The sequence below is a fragment of the Paraburkholderia sp. UCT2 genome, from assembly GCF_014397665.1.
Taxonomy (GTDB): domain Bacteria; phylum Pseudomonadota; class Gammaproteobacteria; order Burkholderiales; family Burkholderiaceae; genus Paraburkholderia; species Paraburkholderia tuberum.
This window is the reverse complement of the sequence record NZ_VZQO01000020.1, coordinates 51,934-72,722: the sequence shown is the minus strand read 5'-3', so window position 1 is coordinate 72,722 and position 20,789 is coordinate 51,934. Positions and strand designations below refer to the sequence as shown.

The following is a 20,789-nucleotide window of genomic DNA, read 5'->3' as shown; positions in this document are numbered from 1 at the left end:
CGACGGTACACTCGTGCCAATTGACCAGTGGATTTCTAAAAGACTGCTTAAGAGGCTGAACCTGCCTGAATGCGATCTTCCAAAGCGGCTTACATACAATGACGTAGTGTCCAGATATCTGAGCTGCGGCGGCGACCGACAGGAAATCTACTCGGACATCTACGCAATTCTCAAACCGGGTATCACGCTCACCCACGATCATGCGTTGCGTGATCTCGCATCTATCGAGGCGTTCAAGCTGTTCGTATTGCTCACCTGCGATCCCGCGCTTGCGCAAGCCATCGATGACGCAAGACCGCAGCAACGCGCGCTAAGGATCGCCTATGCGCCGAACAACATCAGCGACCTGCCAGTGCCGTTCGAGGATCTGACGGAGCCGGTCGTATTTCACCTACTGGGCAAAGCATGCTGCGCGCCCGAATTCGTGACCTGCGAAGAAGATCTGCTCGAGTTTCTACATGCGCTGCAGGACCGGCAGCGTCAACCGGAACATCTGTTCGATGCGCTGCGCGAGCACTATTTGCTCATCCTCGGTTGCGGCCTTAACGACTGGGTGACGCGCTTCTTCCTGCGTGCGTCGCGCAGCGCGGGGCTGTCGCAATCGCGCCGGTTTTGCGAAACGCTGGTCGGCGAACAGGCCGATGACGCCGCCGGCCTGCTGCTCTTTCTCGAGAACTTCAGCCGCAAGACACGCGTCGTCAAGACGAGTTCTTATACGTTTGCAAAAGAACTGGCGCGCCGCTGGCGCCTCCGACATCACGGAGACACCCCGCCGTCTCGCCCCGTTGCGGCCGCGCGCGTCGCGAAGATGGCTGCGCGAGGCGCGATCTTCATCAGCTATGCGAGCGAGAACCAGCGGGCGGCGAAGCAGCTCGCCAGCGCACTGAGCATGCATCACCTCGACGTGTGGTTCGACCTCGAAGCGCTGCACGCGGGCGACGACTGGGACGAAAAAATCCGCCGCAACGTCGAGCGATGTTCGTTATTCGTGCCTATCGTGTCGCGCGAAACACTCCGCGAATCCAATCGCCGCCGATACTTCTGGAGAGAATGGAACAGCGCAAGCCGCATCGCGGACGGCATCGCAGCGGGCGAGCCGTTCATCGTCCCGGTCGTGATCGACGACACTTGCATGGAGAGCGCCGACGCGCTGCCCGCCTGCTTCAGACGCCGTCAGGCGATCGACGCGCCCGGTGGAAAGATCGACGCGGCATCGATAGGTCAGCTCGCGCAGCTCGTGCGGGAATTCCATCGACGTCAACCGGCTCATTGACATGGACGACTTCGCGCGTGATCCGCTGACGCCGGAGAATCCCTGGCCGGGACTCGCATCCTTCAGCGAAAGCGAGCGCCGGTTTTTCTTCGGCCGCGACCAGGAAACACAGGCCCTGCTACGCCTCGTGCGACGCGAGACGCTGACGGTGCTGCACGGTCGCTCAGGACTCGGCAAAACCTCGCTGCTCAATGCTGGTCTGTTTCCTCTCTTGCGCGACGAAGCGTGGCTGCCGGTCTATATCCGTCTCGACCATGCAAAGGACGCGGCTCCCCTCGTACAACAGGTGTTCGATTCCCTGCTCGCGGCATGCGAACGCGCCGCTGTGCGATGCCCGCCGCCCGCGCCGGACGAAACTCTGTGGTCTTATTTCCAGCGCCGCGACGTCGAGTTCTGGAACGATCGCACTCAGTTAGTCACGCCGGTACTCGTATTCGACCAATTCGAGGAGATCTTCACGGCGGCGCGCGACGACGAAGCGGCGCGCGCGCGCCGCCCAATTCTTCATCGCACTCCTAGGTACGGGTCGACGGGAGCAACGAACAAAAGTCTTGTTCGTTGACGTGACTGTCTTGCCCGTATAGTAGTTCGCGTGTTCGAATTGATGCTTGTCCAGAACATTCCGGTCCTCGACTACGGCAAGAACAAATCCCGGATTTCGTTCCATCCGACATTGCATATGGATGACCTCCGCCTGAAGTAACCGTGCCGCGCTAGCTGCCGCGACGACGATTGGAGGTGTTTGGCTTTGCAACAGATGGTCAGCAACCAACCCGCCAGCGATGGGCAACTGAATGTCCTTTTCGTATCTCAATTGTAGGTCGGCCGCCACGCTTTTGACGATGTCAGTCAGACGAGCTTCAAAGTAGCTAGCTTGCCGTTCCGTCTGTGCAGTCTCGATGGCCCCGATGGCATGCAGTTGTTGAGCTTCTTCTGCCACGCGGAAAATTAGCGAGGCGATAGCCTGTACTTCTTAAACGGCGGGGTTCTACACATAGTATTTGAAGTTCGCGCGCCACTTCTCCGGTGGAAGTCCAGGGTTTGCGAGCAGAATTTCACCAACACGATCCGAGTACTTCACCGTTATCGGTTGTCCTTCACCGAGTACACAGGCGTTGTAGTTGAGCTTGGTCAGTCCGAGAACATCTTTTGCAATCTGGACCAAGTCTCCCTCGCCGTGCTGGATGGTGATTGACAAAGGTACTGGTACTTCGAATCCATCGTAAGTGCCCAATCGTGGCTTGAATCCATTCGTGAACAGCAATCCGTAACGGGATGTCCGTTCCCAGAGTACACCTCGTAAAACTGGATGCTGTCCTCGCTTCGCAGTATCCGGATTGTTGTCATGCCGGTAGAGGCGGTACGTGTTCCGCTCTTGGTTCACTCGAATTGCGACGAGGTCGACTCCAGGTGGGCAAGCCCGTTTAAAACCCTCGTACTCTTCCGCGTCAATGCCAGACCGAGCGTGCAGGAAAATCTCCTTCAATGGCCTTCCGTCCTGTTCTCGATACGTTGCCAAGACGCCGCGCAGTAGCGCTTCGGCCTTTTCTGGTGGCAGATGGAACTCCTTGCGCTCAGCGGAATACCAAGGGCCAAACTCGCCTATGAAGACGACTCCATCCCCGCTGTCCAAGAACATTTGCGCCGCGCAACACGCGTTCTGACCGGTGTCTGTGCGCTTGTATGCCAAGCCGACATAGCAAACGCCTTCGCGAGCCCAAGGGGTCTTCCAGGGTTTCGAGCCACACTTGTAGTAAACGGCTGTGGCAAAATTCCAAAGTCGGTCCGACAGTGGATTCGCTCCCTTCAACCCTTGCCTCACCTGTTCCGTAATGCGCAATGTCGATTCTCGGATGATTTGAACAGGCAGTTCAGCCTCCATCATTCTGGCCTTCAATTGGCGCCTAAAATCTGGGGACATCGAGTGCGATTCTTCAAATTCTTCGATGTCACCAATTATCTCAGCGACATCGGGTTCGTCATCGAACATCCGCGTTTGGCCCGCGTCGCGGTCAGCGATTGCTTTGGTCAGAAACGTCTTCTCGTCTTTACTTCGTGACAACTCGCTTTGCTTCGAGACCGCAACAGAGGCATTCGGTCGGCAGTTCTCGGCGACCTCGTCTGGCACGACACAGATAGCGAGGGCAGGCCTCGAGTCCAATTTTGCAAGCCGGCTCATCTCGTTCACGTAGAGGTTTGCCACGGCAAAGGCTCGGTCGAACTTATCGGCGATGCGGGACGCATCAGACAGGGCTACTGCGTCAATTGCGAAGCTTCGAACTGGGTTTGGCCATTTAGGACCGAAAGCTACATCGAACCCGGGGTAAGGCGGCCATGCGCGATGCTTTTGCGGGTCAACACAAGACGCCGGCGCGTTCAATGCTTCGCACCATTCGCTCCAAAGTTCAATCCCTTCTTTCGTGCCGACTACTACCGTGTCTGGAATTTGCGTTCGCGCTTCGGCGGGGCCAAACAGTGCGAGTCCGTCGTGGGGGTCTTCGGCCATCTGGTCGTGGCCGAATAAGAGCAGTGGTTCGCCAAGATAGTGAAATTTGTTCATGCTTCTTCGTGCCTCTCGCCAGACGGTGCGTAATCTTCAGTGCCTTCTGCATCTCGCGAACGATATTCAGCGATTTCTTCGCCGATGTCTGGCGCGCGGGCCAGAGCCACAACATCCAGACCTACTGGACACTCCCACATCAAAGGTCGCGTTGACATCGTGACCGAGCGAGGTCCCGTTCCTATCTGGATTGTGTCCGGGCCCGTTTCGAGGCTTTGGACTATGCCGAGAAGCAAACGCAGCCACTTTTGGTTCCACCAAGACTTCGTGACGATTTTTCTTCGACGATTGATTTCAGGACCCTCAAACGGCACGCCTTCGAGAGTCGTTACGCGAACGTATATGCGCAATAAAACCTCCCAACTGCCGTCTGGGCCCTGCTTGGGAGAGAATGCGGGTGACAATTGGTAAGCGAACTTCGACGCCCGCTCGCCATATCCTTTTTGGACTTGGCCGGTCAGTTGGGTCCACGTCGTCCGGCCATCGACGTTCCGGACTGTCTGCTTGCGCTCGCCGACTTTCGGCGCAGGAAAATAGAGTACATCGCGTGACATGCATCGTTCGAGGCCTTTTTCATAACAGGCGACCTCCAGACTCCGACGAATCAGCTCTGTTGCCACGTTCTTGGTTCGACGCCCCTCTGTTTCTGGAAAGTGCGACCAGAGAACCTCCGAGGGGCGTGCGCTTCGACGAATCGGTGCTGTGGCGGGAGGATGAGTGAAGGCAGCTACTCTTCGCTCATGAATGATTGCAAACGCCCACGACTTTCGGAGGTCGCTCATTTCGGATTTGGTTAGTGTCTTCACCAAATCGAAGAGCAGCATCGCCTCAGGAACCTTCACGGCAAACGCGTTTGCAAAGACCGGTTCAGGTTCGGGCACTGTGACCGAGGAAGGGAAATAGTCGCGCAACGCTATCTGCCGACCACGCTCTACTTCATGGGACAAGGGGACACCGAGTGAAGAAAGACGCTGCAGAACGTGTTGAAGGCCTGTATTCCAAGATGGCGTGAAGCTTGCAGGTTCTAGTTTTGCAATCCTCGAGGGAAGGCGTCCAGCAACGTACCCACTACCTGCGCAAGGCACAACGAAATCCTCTCGCATGCCGGCAATTGTGCATCTTTCGAGGAACGCAGAATCTTCCAGGCCGGATGTCGACAAAAAGGGAAGGTAGAGGCGTGCACGTGACTCAATGAGTTGACGAACGGTATCGTCGACATTCTCTCCCTGGACGGGGGCAGTACCTTGGCACCAAGTCCGGTATCCGGCCAAGGTGAGGCGGCGGGCGAGCCAAGCGGCGGCGGCGTGGTCTGCGGGAACATGGTCAATCAGAATCGTGTCGTGACTTGCCGATATCGATTGGCCTCCGCGCTGTGGGAAGAACGGTGGAGTAAAAATGCTCGGGTGTTGTGCCAACAAATGCTTTTGGGGGCCGGCGAGTTGTACCCGCATACGTTCAATGTCGAACAGGTCCAGTTTCCAACCGTACTCAGCTGCCAAGAGCTCGCGGGCCCAATCCTTCTCTGAGGCCGAGAGGGCCTGTGTGCAAGCAAACACGAAGAGGTCAGGACCGTGGCCTTTCTCAAGAACTCGATTGCAGTCAGAGCGCAGTTTTTGTCTCCAGTCGCTGCGCACTGTGTAGGCAAAAACTATTTTTCTGCCATCTTCGAGCGGGATGATAACTGCATCGCGACCTTCATCCCCGGTTCCGCCTAATGGGTCGATGGCGATATATCCGACGCCAGCTAACAAGGCCGAACAAAGACGCTCGAAAACACGGTAATCGGTTAAATTTTCAAGGCAATAAAGAATCGGGTCGGCGGACATGGCCGTTAATCCATCACAATGGTCGGATTGCTAATAAGGGAGCGGGAAATTTCGCCAGCGAGGCGTACTTTGCATCATAGCGGGGATTTCGTCGCAACGGACTATGAGGTTCGCTCGGTCATGTCTATTGAGATTTGTCCGCACTTGGAGATTTCGCACCATCCCCCCAGTTAGCCTTGGCATCCGGTGTTCCGTGCAGTTGAGTTACTGCGAACGGAACACCAAGTGTTGGGCGCTCACTTTATGTCCTATCCGTGACAGTCGGCTGGCATGACAGCCATCTCGTTAGGTCACAGCTTCTGACACGAGCGTCGCCCAAGTTTTTCAAAGATCGCGCGAACTCATTGCGTCGGTTTCAGCACCTAGTCGCGCTTCGTCGCGAATCGCCGATGCGCGTGCGCGATGTACGCAAGCGGCTCTTTGCGCAGGCTAGCGCTGTTTTCGCCCGGCGAGGTTAGCGCAGTGTACGCCGCACTTGCGAAACTCAGAGCTGTGCCTGCCCACAACGCTGGGCTGTCAGGTGAGGTTGTGGCCCATTGAATGCCGTTGGCAGCGAGAGGGAACAACGCGCCGAACGTTAGCTTCTTCCAGTTGAAGCGCATTGCGTCACTGAGTTCATCAATCTGCAGCTTAGATTGTTTGACGAAATCGCTAATGGCGTCCGCACGGTCTTCGGCGTCCTGTAGAAGGGCGATCTCGGCGGAGCGAACTTCAATCACCCTCCGTAGAGCAGGAAGTAGGTCGCCATACTGTTCTTTAAACTTCACGATGGCAGCCAGATTTACTTCGCCCTCAGGCACAGGTAAGAGACAGTCGAGAATCTCATGTCGGGCGTCTTGATGCGCAGGCCTCTGTGGGCGACGCTGAGTTCGGCCTAACCCTAACAGAGATGTGTACTCCCACCTGTTCGTCACAGGTGCTGCATCGACCTCTTCCAGTCCTCCTAGGCATACAGCGAGATACGCCATGAACAGTTTTGCTATCGATGCCTCGACCATGTACCACGAGTCGTCCAATCGTTCGGCTGCGCCGGAGCGAACCAGAAACTCCGGTATGCCTTGAAGTTTTTCGATGTGGATACGGACGCGAGGCCGCGCCTTGATTTTCTCCGGTGAGTAGTGAAACGTTCTCAACCTTGCTTCGACGAGTTTCACGAATGCGGTATCGAACTGCTCCAATCGCCACAGATACTGCGCCGGTATAACGGTGTTGACCAATCCTACGTCGAGAAGCTCTCGCATGAACACATCGAGCTCCTCGGGGCGATACGCCAATTCGAGCGGGACGATGGCGGAAACTTTGTCCCAATAGAGAAGGGTACGCATTGTCCATGCCGTATCTGGAATGGAGACGTATGGGAAGTACAGTGCGTTGTTACGCATAAGATTTCCGGTTCAGATTCATGGTGGACCCACTCTATGTTCCGACACTAACGAACCTAACGACCGCCGCGTCACGAAAAGGAGGCATCTAAAGTGAGAGGGCTAGAGCTGGAGCCTGGAGGTTGCGGTTGTTAGCTCGGTCCATTTTGAAGATTATGTGCTTTAACGTGCGGGCATCGACCTCAACCTTCACAAGCAAGGTGAGTAGTTCCAGGAGGTGCCCGACCGCTGAGAACGGTGCACAGGCATCTGACCGGCCTCTTCACCACAGGCAAGGTGAGCAGTTCCAGGAGGTGCCCGACCGCCGAGAACGGTGCACGGGCATCTGACCGGCCTCTTTACCACAGGCAAGGTGAGCGGTTCCAGGAGATGCCCGAGCGCCGAGAACGGTGCACGGGCATCTGCCCGGCCCCTTCACCACAGGCAAGGTGAGCGGTTCCAGGAGGTGCCCGAGCGCCGAGAACGGTGCACAGCATCTGACAGGCCTCTTCACCGCAGGCAAGGTGAGCAGTTCCAGGAAGTGCCCGACCGCCGAGAACGGTGCACAGGCATCTGACCGGCCTCTTCACCACAGGCAAGGTGAGCAGCTCCAGGAGGTGCCCGACCGCCAAGAACGGTGCACAGGCATCTGACCGGCCTCTTCACCACAGGCAAGGTGAGCGGTTCCAGGAGGTGCCCGAGCGCCGAGAACGGTGCACAGCATCTGACCGGCCTCTTCACCACAGGCAAGGTGAGCGGTTCCAGGAAGTGCCCGACCGTCGAGAACGGTGCACGGGCATCTGACCGGCCTCTTCACCACAGGCAAGGTGAGCAGTTCCAGGAGGTGCCCGACCGCCAAGAACGGTGCACAGGCATCTGACCGGCCTCTTCACCACAGGCAAGGTGAGCGGTTCCAGGAAGTGCCCGACCGTCGAGAACGGTGCACGGGCATCTGACCCGCCTCTTCACCACAGGCAAGGTGAGCAGTTCCAGGAGGTGCCCGACCGCCGAGAACGGTGCACAGCATCTGACAGGCCTCTTCACCACAGGCAAGGTGAGCAGTTCCAGGAGGTGCCCGACCGCCGAGAACGGTGCACGGGCATCTGACCGGCCTCTTCACCACAGGCAAGGTGAGCGGTTCCAGGAAGTGCCCGGACCGCCGAGAACGGTGCACGATACCTGACGTAAGACTCCGCTCACGTGCACGGTGAGTCGTTCTAGGAGGCGCCTTACGGCCGCGACTGTTGTGCCTTATCTGTTATGGGGCTCATTTACTCGTCCCGTGAATACGGACGGCGGAGCGCAACGAGGAAATCAAATCAATCATTTCAACAACGTTGGCTTATACTCAAGCCCGGTTTAGCGGAATATTTTGGTGGCAGTCATGCTCAACTTCGTCACCTATCTGAGACCGATACCTTGATTCATCGAAGACGAGAAAGTCCCGTGTGACAGGTGAAGTCGTAACTGTCTTTCGGTCAACCAGGTAAACAGACGTGCGGAGATCGTCAACTCTTCAAGGTCACATGGCTGCCGGGCAAGGCAAGTCGCAACTTTATTGCCAAAAACCTAGGACTTCCCGCAAGTCGCAACTTTTTTGACAACGCACAGCTCCGTCAGAACTTTACCTTCAGCTGAAAACCAATCGTAAAGGGCAGATTGTCCGATGGGATCGGCGGAATGACGATGAAGTTCGCGCCGACGCGCTTGTATTCGAGCATCACGATCGGCGCGACCACCGGGCCGATCGTGTGATTGCTGCCAAGCCCCCAGTTGCCATAGTTATAGCCGGAGATGATCCCGCCGATCGCCGCGATCCGCACGATGCCCCAATGCGCGAACTCCGGCGCCCATACGCCGCCGCCGTAGTAGGACGGCCGACGCAGCGAGTTGCGAAAGCCGCCGGCCGTCAGCGCCCACTGGTTGTTCAGCCAGCATTCGACGCCAAGCCCGGGATTGAACTGCTCGAAGTGCGTATCGGGATCGGGGTTGATGTGATACGAGCCGAGCATCGCGTCGACCCATACACCGCCGTCACACCAGTTGCCCGCGTGCGCCGCGGAGAGCGCCGCGAAGCTGGCGAAAAGCGCCACCGCGGCGCGCCGGATATTCTTGTTCATCTGCCTGACGTGCATTTCCTCTCCGTCACCGGTCGAGCGCCGGTGTCATGGTGTTCTGGCGATCCGCGTGCCGCCCGTCGCGCACTGTACCTGAAGCCGTGCGGTCGATGTCGAGGACTCGCTCGGCCGGCCGGGCACGCGACGTGCCCCCGCAGCCGGAACCGCCACGATAACGGAGAACCGATGGCGCCGTGATGAACAAGCGGTGAAGAAGTTCGCGGCGCGCATCGGGTGCGCCGCCGGCGATGAATGTGGTGGGAACGTCTACAGACCGAGATCGGACAGGCTGGGGTGATCGTCGGGCCGCCGGCCGAGCGGCCAGCGATACAAGCGGTCGGCTTCGCGGATCGGCAGGTCATTGATGCTTGCGTGACGATGCGCCATCAGACCATGCTCGTTGAACTCCCAGTTCTCGTTGCCATACGAGCGGAACCAGTTGTTCGAATCGTCGTGCCATTCGTACGCGAAGCGCACCGCGATGCGGTTGTCGGTGAACGCCCACAGCTCCTTGATCAGCCGATAGTCGAGCTCCTTCGCCCACTTGCGGCGCAGAAAGCCGACGATCTCCGCGCGGCCACGCACGAATTCGGCGCGGTTGCGCCACACGCTATCCATCGTGTACGCGAGCGATACGCGCTCGGGTTCGCGCGTGTTCCACGCATCTTCCGCGGCGCGCACTTTCTGGATCGCGGTATCGCGAGTGAATGGCGGCAGCGGCGGGCGAGCTTCGATCGTATCGGCCATGATGGTTCCTCAGTCAGGTTATGGTGTGCCGCGATGGCGGCCGTTTGGTTGCGGCGGGTTTCGCTGCCGCATCGAGCAAGGTCTTGCCAACCGCCTGCGCGTCGAGCGCCGCATCGGCTTCGCCGCTCACGAGCGCCACCGCGATCGCGCCGTCGAGCAGCACGAGCCATTGCCGCGCGAGCGGCGCCGCGCGACGCGCATCGATTTGCGCTTCCGCTACGAACGCGACGCATTCGGCACGCACGAAACCGAGCAGCCGTGCCTTGTGTCTGCGCGCGACGACGCGGATCGGATCGTCGGCGGATTCGATCTCGCCGGCCGCGTTCAGAAACGCGCAGCCATGAAAATCCGCCGATGCGAACCACTCGCGCAGCACGTCGAACATGCCGAGCAGGCGTCTGCGCGCGCCCTTGCCGCGCCGTTGCGTGCCGGCGATAAACCAGTTCATCCAGCGCTCGTCGCGCCGTTCGAGCGCGGCCGCGATTAGCGCATCTTTCGACTCGAAATGCGTGTAAAAGCTTTTGCGCGCGGTGCCGGACTGCCGCACGATCGCATCGACGCCGGTTGCATGGATGCCGCCGGCGTAGATGAGCGCCTCGGCGGCATCGAGCAGCCGCGCGCGCGCCGTGCCGGGCTGGGCCGCGTCGTTTGGATCGGTCGGAATCGTTTCGTGTGTCATGGACGAAAAGGTAGAACGATCATTCTCCCTCGTCAAGTTTTTCTTCGAGCTTCGGCGCTGTGGGTGCGCTTGCTGCTATTGTGATGGAGTCGCTTGATCACCGCTCAACCAGAATCGCTTCGATGAAACCATCCTCCGTTCGCACCGCGTGGGTACGCGCGCTGCTCGGCGCAACGCTGCTGGGCGCGGTGGCCTGCACGCCGATCCAGGTGCTCACGCATTCGGTCAGTCAGAACGAGGCGCGCGTGCCGCCCGGACGCTACGACATCGATCAGGACCATACGAGCATCACGTTCGATATCGATCACTTCAAATACACGCGCTTTACGATGCGTTTCGATCGCAAGCAGGGGGAGCTCGACTGGAACGACGGCGGCCTCGACCACAGCACGGCGTCGGTCGCGATCGACGCCGCGAGCATCGACACGAACGTGCCGCTGCTCGACAAGATGGTGAAAAGCGACAGCATGCTCGACGTCGAGCGCTATCCGCAGATCCGCTTCGCGAGCACGCGTTTCGAGCGCACCGGCGAAGCGCGCGGCACGCTGAGCGGCGATCTGACGATCCGCGGCGTCACGCAGCCGGTCACGCTCGACGTCACGTTCAACGGCTTCGCGCCCGATCCGCTGACGAAAAAGGACACGCTTGGCTTTTCCGCGGACGGTCATTTCAGCCGCGCGAAGTTCGGTCTATCTACCTGGTATCCGGCCGTCGGCGACGATATTCACGTGCGCATCCAGGCCGAGTTCGTGAAAACGCCCGCAGGCGCGTAAGCGCGCTGCGGGCGTCAGCGTTCTGACGGCGAAGCACCGACTCAGGCAGTCGTCCAGTCGAGAATCACCTTGCCGCTTTCGCCGGAGAGCATCGTCGCGAAGGCTTCCTGATAGTCGTCGACCTTGAAATGGTGGGTGAGGATCGGCGACAGATCGAGGCCGCTTTGCAGCATCGCGACCATCTTGTACCAGGTCTCGAACATCTCGCGCCCATAAATGCCCTTGATTTCAAGGCCTTTGAAGATCACCTGGGTCCAGTCGATCGCGGTTTGCGCGGGTGGAATGCCGAGCAGCGCGATCTTGCCGCCGTGGTTCATCGCTTCGAGCATGCCCGTAAAAGCGCTCGGCACGCCCGACATTTCGAGTCCGACATCGAAGCCCTCGGTCATGTGCAGATCGTGCATCACGTCGCGCAACGATTCGCGAGACACGTTCACCGCGCGCGTCGCGCCCATCTTGCGCGCGAGTTCGAGGCGATAGTCGTTGACGTCGGTGATCACGACGTTGCGCGCGCCGACGTGCCTGGCGATCGCGACCGCCATGATGCCGATCGGCCCAGCGCCGGTAATCAGCACGTCTTCGCCGACGAGGTTGAACGACAGCGCCGTATGCGTCGCGTTGCCGAACGGATCGAAGATCGCGGCGAGATCGTCGGAGATTTCAGGCGGGATCTTGAACGCGTTGAAGGCCGGAATCACCAGGTATTCGGCGAACGCGCCCTCGCGATTCACGCCGACGCCGATCGTGTTGCGGCACAGATGCCGGCGGCCCGCGCGACAGTTGCGGCAGAAGCCGCAGGTGATGTGTCCTTCGCCCGACACCCGATCGCCGATCGCAAAGCCGCGCACTTCCTGCCCCATCTCGACGATTTCGCCGACGTATTCATGGCCGACGTGCATCGGCACCGGAATCGTCTTCTGCGCCCAGTCGTCCCACTTCCAGATATGAATGTCGGTGCCGCAAATCGCGGTGCGCGTGATGCGGATCATCACGTCGTTATGACCGACTTCGGGCTTCTTCACGTCGGTCAGCGTGAGGCCCGGCTCGCGTTCGAGTTTTGCCAATGCTTTCATCTGCTTCTCCATTCGAATCACGCGGCGATCACGTGGTGATGACGCCGAGCTCGCGGCCGACGCGCGCGAACGCCTCGACGGCACGGTCGATCTGCTTCGGCGTGTGCGCGGCGCTCATCTGCGTGCGGATGCGCGCGCGGCCACGCGGCACCACCGGGAACGAAAAGCCAATCACGTAGACGCCTTGCTTCAGCAGCGCATCGGCCATCTTTCCCGCGAGTTGCGCGTCGCCGAGCATCACCGGAATGATCGGATGTTCGCCCGGCACGAGCGTGAAGCCGAGCGCGCTCATCGCGCGGCGGAAATGCGCGCCGTTTTCGCGCACGCGTGCGCGCAGCAGCGCCCCTTCATCGCTGGCGAGCAATTCGAGTACCTTCAGCGACGCCGCCGCGATGCTCGGCGTGAGCGTGTTCGAGAACAGATACGGACGGGAGCGCTGCCGCAACAGTTCGACGACTTCCTTGCGCGCCGCGACGTAGCCGCCCGATGCGCCGCCGAGCGCCTTGCCGAGCGTGCCGGTAATGATGTCGACGCGCGCCATCACTCCGCAATGCTCGGGCGTCCCGCGACCGTGTTCACCGATGAAGCCGACCGCGTGCGAGTCGTCGACCATCACCAATGCGCCGTACCGGTCGGCCAGATCGCAGATGCCGGCGAGGTTCGCGATGATGCCGTCCATCGAGAACACGCCGTCGGTCGCGATCAGTTTGAAGCGCGCGCCCGCCGCATCGGCTTCCTGCAGGCGCGCTTCGAGATCGCCGAGGTCGTTGTTCCTGTAGCGAAAACGCTTCGCCTTGGACAGCCGCACACCGTCGATGATGCTCGCGTGATTCAGCTCGTCGCTGATGATCGCGTCGTTTTCGTCGAGCAGCGTTTCGAACAGGCCGCCGTTCGCGTCGAAGCAGCTCGAGTAGAGAATGCAGTCGTCGGTTTGCAGGAACGCGGCGAGCGCCGCTTCGAGTTGCTTGTGCACGGTTTGCGTGCCGCAGATGAAGCGCACCGACGCCATCCCGAAGCCGTCGCTGTCGAGACCTTGCTTGGCGGCTTCGATCAGCCGCGCGTCGTCGGCGAGACCGAGATAGTTGTTTGCGCAGAAGTTCAGCACGTCGCTGCCGTCGGCAAGACGCACGTCGGCCGACTGCGGACTCGCGATCACGCGCTCGCTCTTGTAGAAGCCGTCGGCGCGGATCTGGTCGAGGGTGCCGCGCAAATGGGCAAGGTATTGGTCACGCATGAACGGGACTCCTGAGAGTGATGGCGCCCGCATTCGCATGCGCGCGGGAAGGGCGGCCTGTTATAGTCGGTTGTCAGCTTTATCGGATATTTTCGTTTTTCCGAACTAAAATCCGGTATATCGAACAACTCTAAACGATGGGTCAGGAAATGGCAAGTTCGGGTACACGTCGCACCGCGTCCAATGCGGCGCCCACCTCCGCCAGCGCGGCATTACCGCCGAGTGCGGCGATTGCGGCGCCGCCGCGCGTCGGCGAACAGATTCAACGGCTGCGCGCCGAGCGGCGCATGACGCTCGATGATCTGTCGCGCGCGGCCGGCGTGTCGAAATCGATGCTCTCGGAAATCGAGCGCGACAAGGCCAATCCGACGATCGCGGTTGCATGGCGGCTGACCAATGCGCTCGGCGTAAGTCTCGATTCGCTGTTTGCGCCGCCGAAGTCGCCTGAGGCAATCGCCGTTTCCGGACCGCACGATATTCCTACGCTAAGCGGTCACGAAGCGAAATACCAGTTGCGTGTGTGGGGACCGATCGATCTGGCCGGCAAGTTCGAGTGGTACGAGTTGACGCTGCAGCCAGGCGGGGCTCTCGTGTCGAACGCGCACGAGCCAGGCACGCGCGAGCATCTGACCGTGCTGCACGGCTCGATCGAAATCGAGGCGGCCGGCGCGACGAAGCGGCTCAAGGTCGCGGACACCGCGCGCTACGTCGCGGATGTTCCGCATGCGATCCGCAACGTCGGCAAGAGCGAGGCGAAGGCGCTGCTGGTCGTGATTCACGGTTAGGCCGTTCGGCCAGGTTGCGCCTGGTACTGTATGTTTGTACAGTATCAGGTGTCGATTGGAGCCGAGAATGAACAACCTGAAAACCGACCCTACCGATCAAACTCTCGCCGCGCTGCGCTTCCAGACCGCCGCGCGCGATCTCGAACATATCGTGCGGAGCATCGCCGCGCGCTACATCGTCAGGCAGGTGCCGCTCACGTGGCGTCTGCTCCATGCCATCGAAGCCGAGGCGCTGGCCGATCTCGGTTTTGCCAGCCGGCACGACGCGCTGATGCTCGGGCTGTTCCAGCGCCCGTCCGATCTGCCTTATCCAGAAACCGATGACGGCGTGGATTTCGGCACCTCCAACGCATTGCCGGCCGTTTTTGCGTTTGCCGTCAATGCGTACGAGGAAGCGGCGCGCCGGGCGGCGCTGCCACGGCCGGCCGATGCGCCCTTAAAGCGCGCCCGGGCGTGGGGCGGCTAATGGCGGCACTACATCGGGATGGCTCGGATCCTCTCCCCTTCCTCGCGGTCGGCCTTGCGGCGCTCAGCGCCTACAATACGCGGACCAAACGGTGCAACTAACGGAAGGATTGCCCATGTCACCTCCTCATCTGTCCGACCCCGTTCCCCGTCCCGCGCCCTCTACCGATCTGTTCGATCAGCAACGCGAAGACTGGCGTCGCGACCCGCAGGTCGCGTTCGATGCGTGGCTTGCGAAGCAGCACTTCCGTCGCTCTTCGGCGTTGGTCTATCAGGCGCAGTGGGGTCAGTTTCTCGATTGGCTCGGCGCGCGGCAACAAAGCCTCGCGACGGTCGACACACCCGCGATCGCCGAATTCGTCGCCAGCCTCGAGATTCGCAGAACGCAGCGGATCCGCTATTTGCGGCTTATCGAGCGCGTGCTCGATCACGTGCGCGAGATCGAATCGGCGTCGACCAACCCGGCTCGTTTCATCGCTCAGGACGGGGAAGCCGCGTGGCGCAATGCGCGCGACAACGAGCCGACCGGGTTTCTCACGCATGCGGAACGCACTGCGTTGATCGCGCGGCTGTTCGCGCCGTTGCCGGCGTTGTCGACCGCGCAGCGCTGGAGAGAGCGACGCGATCGCGCGTTGATCGCGGTGTTTCTGGGCGCAGGACTGAAGACGGGCGAAGCGGGAGCGCTTACGGTTAGTTGCGTGAGAGAGGGCTCGCCGTGGGTCACGATCGAGTCCGCGAATCCAGTGCTGACGCGGCGCACGCGACTCGCGCCGTTCGCAACGGCGATTCTCGACGCCTGGCTAGCCGAACGCCGGCTGACGCAGCTGGCCGGCAAGCTTGTGTTTCCCGCATCGCCGTCGGGCAGGCCGATGCATAAGGCCACGATGCTGCGCGCGGTGGATGCGCTCGTCGATGCAGCGGGGATTGCCACATCGCGCCAATCGCGCGCGAGTCCGCAGACCTTGCGCAACACGTTTGCGGCGGACCTTTTCGAAAGCGGGGTAGAGGCCGAACAGGTCGGTCAATGGCTCGGCTTCGTGCAGGCGGTGTCCGCGAACCGGCTATATCGCGCGTGGCAAACCTGGATTGATCAGCAGGATTCGCCCGCGACAGAGGAGCCGGATCCAGCTGCGGCGCCGTTGGCCGAGCCCCGCCGTGACGGGCGTTTGACGAGGAAAACGGGAGCCGGCGAACCCTGAAGAACCTCACCGTTGCGGTCCCGAATTTCCTCACCTTTGACGTTTTTCCGTTGGATTGGCCGCCTCTGGTTAACGCATCGCGTGGACGGAGCGGGACGACGGCGCGGTGGCGCCATCGTTCGACAGAAACTGGTTCACCGCCGCGAGCCTCGATTCGCCGAGGCCGGAAGAGTGCTCGCATTCCGGGCACAACAGTTCGAAACGGTGATCGACCTGCGACAGCTCCGGCTCACCTTCCTCGCATTTCGGGCATCTCGCGGGCAGCGTCACGTGGCCGTCAGCCGCGGTGCCGATCATGCTCAATTCTTTGCTCGTGAGCCGCCCGTCAGTAGCCAGCGAGCACAGCAGTACGGCGATGGCTGGATCGATGCCCTGCTGGCCGCGCAGGGTGGCGACTTCTTTCGTCAGCGCGTCGACTTCGTCCGACTGCTCGCGCAGCTGCGCGTCGAGCCGATCGGCGCGCGCCTTGGCGGCGGCAATCTGCTGAATGAACTCGAATTCCTTGCGGCTCGCATCACGCACGCCGGACTGATACGTCGCGGCCATGCTACGCAGCGAGTCGAGTTCGACCAGCATCGGCTTGACGCGCCGCTCGGCTTCGGCCACCGCATCCTTGATCTGCTGTGCATAGTGCTCCGTGCTTTGCCGCAATTCGACGTGCAACGCGTCGATCCGGTCGCGCAACGCAGCATTGGCAGTCTGTTCGTTTTCGAGCCGTTGCCGCAGCGTCTCGTTCTCCTGGTCGAGCCGGCGCGTGGTTGCCTGCATGCCTTCGAGGTGAACGCTGCCGTGCGTAGTCGCGCTCGATAACTGGGTTTCAAGTGCGCGAACCCGCTCCCACGCGGCTTCGGCGCGCGCTTCGCTGCGCCTGATGGAGTCGTCGGCCGCATCCCGACGAATTTCCGCCTCGCGTACGCGTAAATCGGCGGCGCTGATCTGCGCGCGGATCTCTTCACGTTCGCCATCGAGCGACGCTTTGGCCTGCACGACCGCTTCTTCGAATAGCGCGCCCAGCAGTTCGCCGGCGCGATCTTCGAGTGCCTTTGGTATTGCGCCCGCTCCGACCTTGACCCGCGACACACTGCGGATGCGCTCCCAGAAATGATCGATGTCCTTCGGGATGTCGCTCGCGCTGCCGGTTTGCGTGAGATCGCGCACGGCCGCCATCGATGGCCGAATGCCGAGATCGAAAAAGAGCCGTTTGCATGCATGCAGCGACAGATCCTGGCGGCGCACGCCCTGCGCACGCATTGATTCAAGCTCGTCGCGAATGGCTTGCCGCTCCTGATCCAGATTCATGTCTACCTCGATGTGGCTCGAATTGGATGGATCATAACAATTTACGTAGTGTTTGCTACCGATTTATCGGTGGCGAACGGATTGGCGTATACCGACGGGCTTTTGCGTGCAAATGGCGATAGTAAACCCGCGCCTACCGTTTTTCTCCGTGAAACAAAACGAAGAATAGCTAATAAGCCATTGTATTAGAAGCATTTTGTTTGATTTTCGCATGATTGAGCACTGTTTCACGATTGATCGGCAATGGCTGCGGGGGATGGTCTTCTGTTTCACGGGGCTCGCGGGGTGTAAGGCTTGAGAGTAATAAAAATAAACACCTTTGAACCCTTGTTAAAGACGTTAACGACTCCGCAAGCCCTTATCTGGCGGGGCTTTCAGGCCAGCAAGGTGAAGCTTTGCGGGAGACTTGGTGAGGGTCTGCGGGAAACTCGAGTGATGGGGTTCGGGAAGCTCGGTGAGCGGCTGCGGGACGGAACGTGAGCGGGTTCAGGAAGCGCCGTATACCTGGGGTTTGGCCAAAGGTGAGGTTTTGCGGGACTTCGCAGCCGCGAAGCGCCCGACACCCCTCGAAGTGTCTGTTCGGTTTGGTCTGCAGCAAGGTGAGGGCTTTCGGGAGGCTCGCGAGCGTGGTTTTTTGCCGGTTTTTTGGGGTGGTTAACCGCTTTGGTGAGCCGTGGCGGGAGAAAACGGAAAGCGAAGGTGAGATTTTTCGGGGCGCGGGGTCCAGTTTTGCTTTCTTTTTGAGCATCCATACTGCTGAGGTGAGGTTTTACGGGAGCCAGGATGGAATTCGACGCATCGATTGCCCGAAAGACTGGTCGGCGGGAACCGCTGGCGATTGGAAAGGTGAGGGGATTCGGGGAACTGGCTGATCAGCTAGATCCGCGAGCTGATTTGGCCGGCGATTCCGTCAAAGGTGAGGCTTTTCGGGAAGGTCTGGACAGGGTTCTGCGCGTTAAGGTGAGGAGATTCGGGACTGAAACGTGGGCTATCGGCCGGAGATGCCCGGCGGATGGCGATTTGCGAGTGTAGGTATACCTGGTCTCTGATTGCAAAGGTGAGTCTTTTCGGGAGATTCACGGGACGCAATGAAAAGTGCTGCGGTGCGAAAAACGGGCTTAAGGTGAGATTTTACGGGAACACCGATGGTTCGAGCGCTAGATGGGATTATCGCAAGTCACGGAAATCATTGATTTTTTTCCTGTCCTCCAGCAAAGGTGAGAGTTTTCAGGAGTTCTTTGGAAGGGGGCGCCGGGGCCTCCGTAAACGTCAAAGGTGAGGCTTTTCAGGAGGTTGCATTGGGGAAATGCGGTACGGGCGCGGCATGAGCGCGTATCGTGTTGTGCCGTTCCGCGGTGCTACGGTGAGGTTTTTCGGGAGCATCGGAGCAGTGAGGATTTGCCTGTGGTTGGATCTCCCCTATTTCGGCGGCTTCGGACGAAGCTCGAAGTCGAAACAGGTGATTACCGCCGGTAGGTTCTCGGTAGTGAGGGCTGACTCGTCAGCAGAGTCACCAAGCAGGTCGAATGGCGCGTCCGACGACAGGAAGCTTGATGCACCGACAACAGGGCTGACGGGGCGCCCGTCGCTCGCCCGCGCCGCGTTGCGGTCCCAATACCGTGCGGGCATTCCATCTATCGATCCGGGACTGTGCGTCGGCCGGCAGCACGCGACGATCGACGAAACGATCGCGAGGCCGCACGACGAAGTCATCACCCGCCCCGGACACCATCCGTTTACAGGAGGGTCTCGAAAAAAATCCGCGAAAATTTTTGAGGTGAGAAGATTCGGGATCAAATGCTCCCCGTTGCCGCAGGCGGCGAAACGAGCCCGATTCGCAAACGCCGCGACCGGCAAGGAGAGCCCGATCTTGGCGGCACGCACACGAGGTGAGGGTTTTCGGGAGTTGGTCGAGGTGAGTTGCGCTTCGTAAACTCGCTTCACCGGCAATGGTGAGATGGGCGCTATAGACGCGTATCACCACAGCCGGTATGCTCTCGCGAAATCCCCTCCTCACCTCGACGCATGGCCACGAAGCGCGCGAAAAAGACCGATGTTGTCAGCCCGAGCTCGGCTGAGCTGCGCAAAGCCGTCGAGGCGATCGCGATCCAGCCCAAGAGCGGCAAGATCACGCTGCTCACGCGCAAGCTATTTAACGTGTTACTCGCGGTTGCCCAGCAAGCGGATGAATCGGGCGACACCTATCGGGCGCTGCTGTCCGACATCGTCGCCAATTCCGCGTTCGATTCCAATGACACCGCGCTCGTCAAGGAGCATCTGCGCCGCATGGTGTCGGTGCAGGTCGAGTGGAGCACCGGCACGTCGAGTCAGAAGCCTGGCCGCAAATGGGGTATTTCGACGCTGATCGCGGACGCGGAAATTCTCGAAGATCCGACCACGCGTCGCGTCTGGGTCGAGTTTTCGTTTGCGCCGAAGATCAAGAAGAAACTGCTCGATCCGGTTCAGTATGCGCGGCTGAGTCTGCAGTTCCAGAGCCAGCTGCGCAGTAGCGCGGGCCTCGCACTCTACGAGATCTGCGTGCGCTACCTGACCAACCCCAGCCACCTGACGATGCGCGAGACCTGGGAATGGTGGCGGCCGATTCTGTCGGGCACCCCGGACACTGAAGCCGGCGACGAGGCGAAGCGCGAGTACAAGTATTTCAAGCGCGACTACCTGCGCCCGGCCATCGCCGAGGTCAACGCGGTCACGAACATTTTTGTCGAGCTGATCGAGCATCGCGAGGGTCGGCGCGTCGCTGAAATCCAGTTCCGCGTGACCGAGCGCAAGCAGCCGATGCTCGCGCTCGACGAACATCCGAACGTGTTCGACAGCACGCTGGTCGACCGGATGGTGAAGATCGGCATTCCGCTCAAGGAGGCGCAGACGCTTTATGCGGACAGCGAGGAGAACCGGATCCGCGCGGCGCTGCAGATGACCGAGCAGCGTATGCGCAGCACGTCACTGCCGCCGGTGCGCAGTGCGCCGGCGCTGTTCAAGGATGCGTTGAAGAAAGGCTATGCGCCGCCGGTCGAGGCGCTGCCCGCGGGTGGCGGCACCAGCAAGGCCGCGGCGTCGCCGGCCGACGATCTGAAGGCGCGTCTGCTCGGTGAATACTCGGCTTACCGTCGCAAGCAGGCCTACGAGTTGTACAACGAACAGGGCGAGTCGGAGCGCGATATCGCGCGACAGTCGTTCGAGGAAGATGAATTGCCGGGGCTCGGCACGCACATGCGCGACGACTGGCGGCGTCGCGGGCTCGACTCGAAGATCGTCGAAACGGCGTTCTTCGACTGGCTCGCGCGCAGGACCTGGGGCGAACCGACCGACGGCGACCTGCTCGCCTTTACGCTGAGCCAGTCGCGCGCGGCGTGATGGGTCGATAACTGCCTTTGAAA

Annotated in this window: 16 protein-coding genes; 7 read left to right on the top strand and 9 right to left on the bottom strand. The window is 60.3% G+C overall.

The window, feature by feature from the left end; all coding sequences use genetic code 11:
* Nucleotides 1–106 precede the first annotated feature (106 nt).
* Together F6X39_RS18390 and F6X39_RS18385 are read left to right on the top strand one after the other, a co-directional pair.
* On the top strand, nucleotides 107–1,273 hold the full coding sequence (locus F6X39_RS18390) for a toll/interleukin-1 receptor domain-containing protein (protein ID WP_187617644.1): 1,167 nt from the start codon (nucleotides 107–109) through the stop codon (nucleotides 1,271–1,273).
* A 1-nt stretch (nucleotide 1,274) separates the two neighbouring features.
* Entirely contained in the window at nucleotides 1,275–1,835 is a 561-nt protein-coding gene (locus F6X39_RS18385) for an ATP-binding protein (RefSeq protein WP_187617643.1), read from the top strand.
* Nucleotides 1,836–2,261: 426 nt separating this feature from the next.
* Here the strand turns inward: F6X39_RS18385 and F6X39_RS18380 are convergent, their stop codons facing one another.
* The 6 genes from F6X39_RS18380 to F6X39_RS18355 all read right to left on the bottom strand — a co-directional run bounded on the left by F6X39_RS18380 (nucleotide 2,262) and on the right by F6X39_RS18355 (nucleotide 10,563).
* Nucleotides 2,262–3,833, bottom strand: coding sequence for a hypothetical protein (locus F6X39_RS18380; RefSeq protein WP_187617642.1), 1,572 nt, complete (start codon nucleotides 3,831–3,833; stop codon nucleotides 2,262–2,264).
* Entirely contained in the window at nucleotides 3,830–5,659 is a 1,830-nt protein-coding gene (locus F6X39_RS18375) for a hypothetical protein (protein ID WP_187617641.1), read from the bottom strand. Before F6X39_RS18375 ends, F6X39_RS18380 begins: the two co-directional genes overlap by 4 nt.
* A 362-nt stretch (nucleotides 5,660–6,021) precedes the next feature.
* Nucleotides 6,022–7,041, bottom strand: a complete 1,020-nt coding sequence (locus F6X39_RS18370; protein WP_175163447.1) for a DUF6236 family protein — start codon at nucleotides 7,039–7,041, stop codon at nucleotides 6,022–6,024.
* Nucleotides 7,042–8,636: 1,595 nt separating this feature from the next.
* Entirely contained in the window at nucleotides 8,637–9,155 is a 519-nt protein-coding gene (locus tag F6X39_RS18365) for a hypothetical protein (protein WP_184031106.1), read from the bottom strand.
* A 249-nt stretch (nucleotides 9,156–9,404) separates the two neighbouring features.
* Nucleotides 9,405–9,884 carry a DUF1348 family protein gene (locus F6X39_RS18360; protein ID WP_187617640.1) on the bottom strand — a complete coding sequence of 160 codons (480 nt, stop codon included), beginning with the start codon at nucleotides 9,882–9,884 and terminating at the stop codon, nucleotides 9,405–9,407.
* A gap of 13 nt (nucleotides 9,885–9,897) precedes the next feature.
* A complete protein-coding gene (locus F6X39_RS18355) occupies nucleotides 9,898–10,563 on the bottom strand; it encodes a TetR/AcrR family transcriptional regulator (protein WP_187617639.1) in 666 nt (221 codons plus the stop codon).
* Nucleotides 10,564–10,685: 122 nt separating this feature from the next.
* On the opposite strand from F6X39_RS18355, the gene F6X39_RS18350 reads away from it, so the two are divergent.
* The gene (locus tag F6X39_RS18350; protein ID WP_187617638.1) at nucleotides 10,686–11,336 is read left to right on the top strand and encodes a YceI family protein; all 651 of its coding nucleotides are present in this window, start codon (nucleotides 10,686–10,688) and stop codon (nucleotides 11,334–11,336) included.
* Between the two features lie 41 nt (nucleotides 11,337–11,377).
* Here F6X39_RS18350 and tdh read toward each other — a convergent pair whose 3' ends face one another.
* Both tdh and F6X39_RS18340 read right to left on the bottom strand, forming a co-directional pair.
* Nucleotides 11,378–12,409 (bottom strand): L-threonine 3-dehydrogenase, encoded by a 1,032-nt coding sequence (gene tdh / locus F6X39_RS18345; protein WP_187617637.1) that lies wholly within the window; start codon nucleotides 12,407–12,409, stop codon nucleotides 11,378–11,380.
* Nucleotides 12,410–12,437: 28 nt separating this feature from the next.
* Complete coding sequence (locus F6X39_RS18340) at nucleotides 12,438–13,643, bottom strand: glycine C-acetyltransferase (RefSeq protein ID WP_187617636.1); 1,206 nt, start codon at nucleotides 13,641–13,643, stop codon at nucleotides 12,438–12,440.
* A 137-nt stretch (nucleotides 13,644–13,780) separates the two neighbouring features.
* Between F6X39_RS18340 and F6X39_RS18335 the strand changes: the two genes are divergently transcribed.
* The 3 genes from F6X39_RS18335 to F6X39_RS18325 all read left to right on the top strand — a co-directional run bounded on the left by F6X39_RS18335 (nucleotide 13,781) and on the right by F6X39_RS18325 (nucleotide 16,092).
* A complete protein-coding gene (locus F6X39_RS18335; protein WP_187617635.1) occupies nucleotides 13,781–14,428 on the top strand; it encodes a helix-turn-helix domain-containing protein in 648 nt (215 codons plus the stop codon).
* A 67-nt stretch (nucleotides 14,429–14,495) separates the two neighbouring features.
* Entirely contained in the window at nucleotides 14,496–14,894 is a 399-nt protein-coding gene (locus F6X39_RS18330; protein ID WP_184073414.1) for a DUF2471 family protein, read from the top strand.
* A 115-nt stretch (nucleotides 14,895–15,009) separates the two neighbouring features.
* Nucleotides 15,010–16,092, top strand: coding sequence for a tyrosine-type recombinase/integrase (locus F6X39_RS18325; protein ID WP_184031072.1), 1,083 nt, complete (start codon nucleotides 15,010–15,012; stop codon nucleotides 16,090–16,092).
* A gap of 69 nt (nucleotides 16,093–16,161) precedes the next feature.
* On the opposite strand, the gene F6X39_RS18320 is transcribed toward F6X39_RS18325, so the two are convergent.
* Complete coding sequence (locus tag F6X39_RS18320; RefSeq protein WP_187617634.1) at nucleotides 16,162–17,391, bottom strand: DNA-binding protein; 1,230 nt, start codon at nucleotides 17,389–17,391, stop codon at nucleotides 16,162–16,164.
* Between the two features lie 2,025 nt (nucleotides 17,392–19,416).
* On the opposite strand from F6X39_RS18320, the gene F6X39_RS18315 reads away from it, so the two are divergent.
* On the top strand, nucleotides 19,417–20,766 hold the full coding sequence (locus F6X39_RS18315) for a replication initiation protein (RefSeq protein WP_184057688.1): 1,350 nt from the start codon (nucleotides 19,417–19,419) through the stop codon (nucleotides 20,764–20,766).
* Nucleotides 20,767–20,789: the final 23 nt, after the last annotated feature.

Coding starts and splice junctions, on each gene's coding strand:
- F6X39_RS18385 (WP_187617643.1), top strand. CDS start 1,275: ATGGACGACTTCGCGCGTGATCCGCTGACGCCGGAGAATCCCTGGCCG.
- F6X39_RS18380 (WP_187617642.1), bottom strand. CDS start 3,833: ATGAACAAATTTCACTATCTTGGCGAACCACTGCTCTTATTCGGCCAC.
- F6X39_RS18375 (WP_187617641.1), bottom strand. CDS start 5,659: ATGTCCGCCGACCCGATTCTTTATTGCCTTGAAAATTTAACCGATTAC.
- F6X39_RS18370 (WP_175163447.1), bottom strand. CDS start 7,041: ATGCGTAACAACGCACTGTACTTCCCATACGTCTCCATTCCAGATACG.
- F6X39_RS18365 (WP_184031106.1), bottom strand. CDS start 9,155: ATGCACGTCAGGCAGATGAACAAGAATATCCGGCGCGCCGCGGTGGCG.
- F6X39_RS18360 (WP_187617640.1), bottom strand. CDS start 9,884: ATGGCCGATACGATCGAAGCTCGCCCGCCGCTGCCGCCATTCACTCGC.
- F6X39_RS18355 (WP_187617639.1), bottom strand. CDS start 10,563: ATGACACACGAAACGATTCCGACCGATCCAAACGACGCGGCCCAGCCC.
- F6X39_RS18350 (WP_187617638.1), top strand. CDS start 10,686: ATGAAACCATCCTCCGTTCGCACCGCGTGGGTACGCGCGCTGCTCGGC.
- tdh (WP_187617637.1), bottom strand. CDS start 12,409: ATGAAAGCATTGGCAAAACTCGAACGCGAGCCGGGCCTCACGCTGACC.
- F6X39_RS18340 (WP_187617636.1), bottom strand. CDS start 13,643: ATGCGTGACCAATACCTTGCCCATTTGCGCGGCACCCTCGACCAGATC.
- F6X39_RS18335 (WP_187617635.1), top strand. CDS start 13,781: ATGGGTCAGGAAATGGCAAGTTCGGGTACACGTCGCACCGCGTCCAAT.
- F6X39_RS18330 (WP_184073414.1), top strand. CDS start 14,496: ATGAACAACCTGAAAACCGACCCTACCGATCAAACTCTCGCCGCGCTG.
- F6X39_RS18325 (WP_184031072.1), top strand. CDS start 15,010: ATGTCACCTCCTCATCTGTCCGACCCCGTTCCCCGTCCCGCGCCCTCT.
- F6X39_RS18320 (WP_187617634.1), bottom strand. CDS start 17,391: ATGAATCTGGATCAGGAGCGGCAAGCCATTCGCGACGAGCTTGAATCA.
- F6X39_RS18315 (WP_184057688.1), top strand. CDS start 19,417: ATGGCCACGAAGCGCGCGAAAAAGACCGATGTTGTCAGCCCGAGCTCG.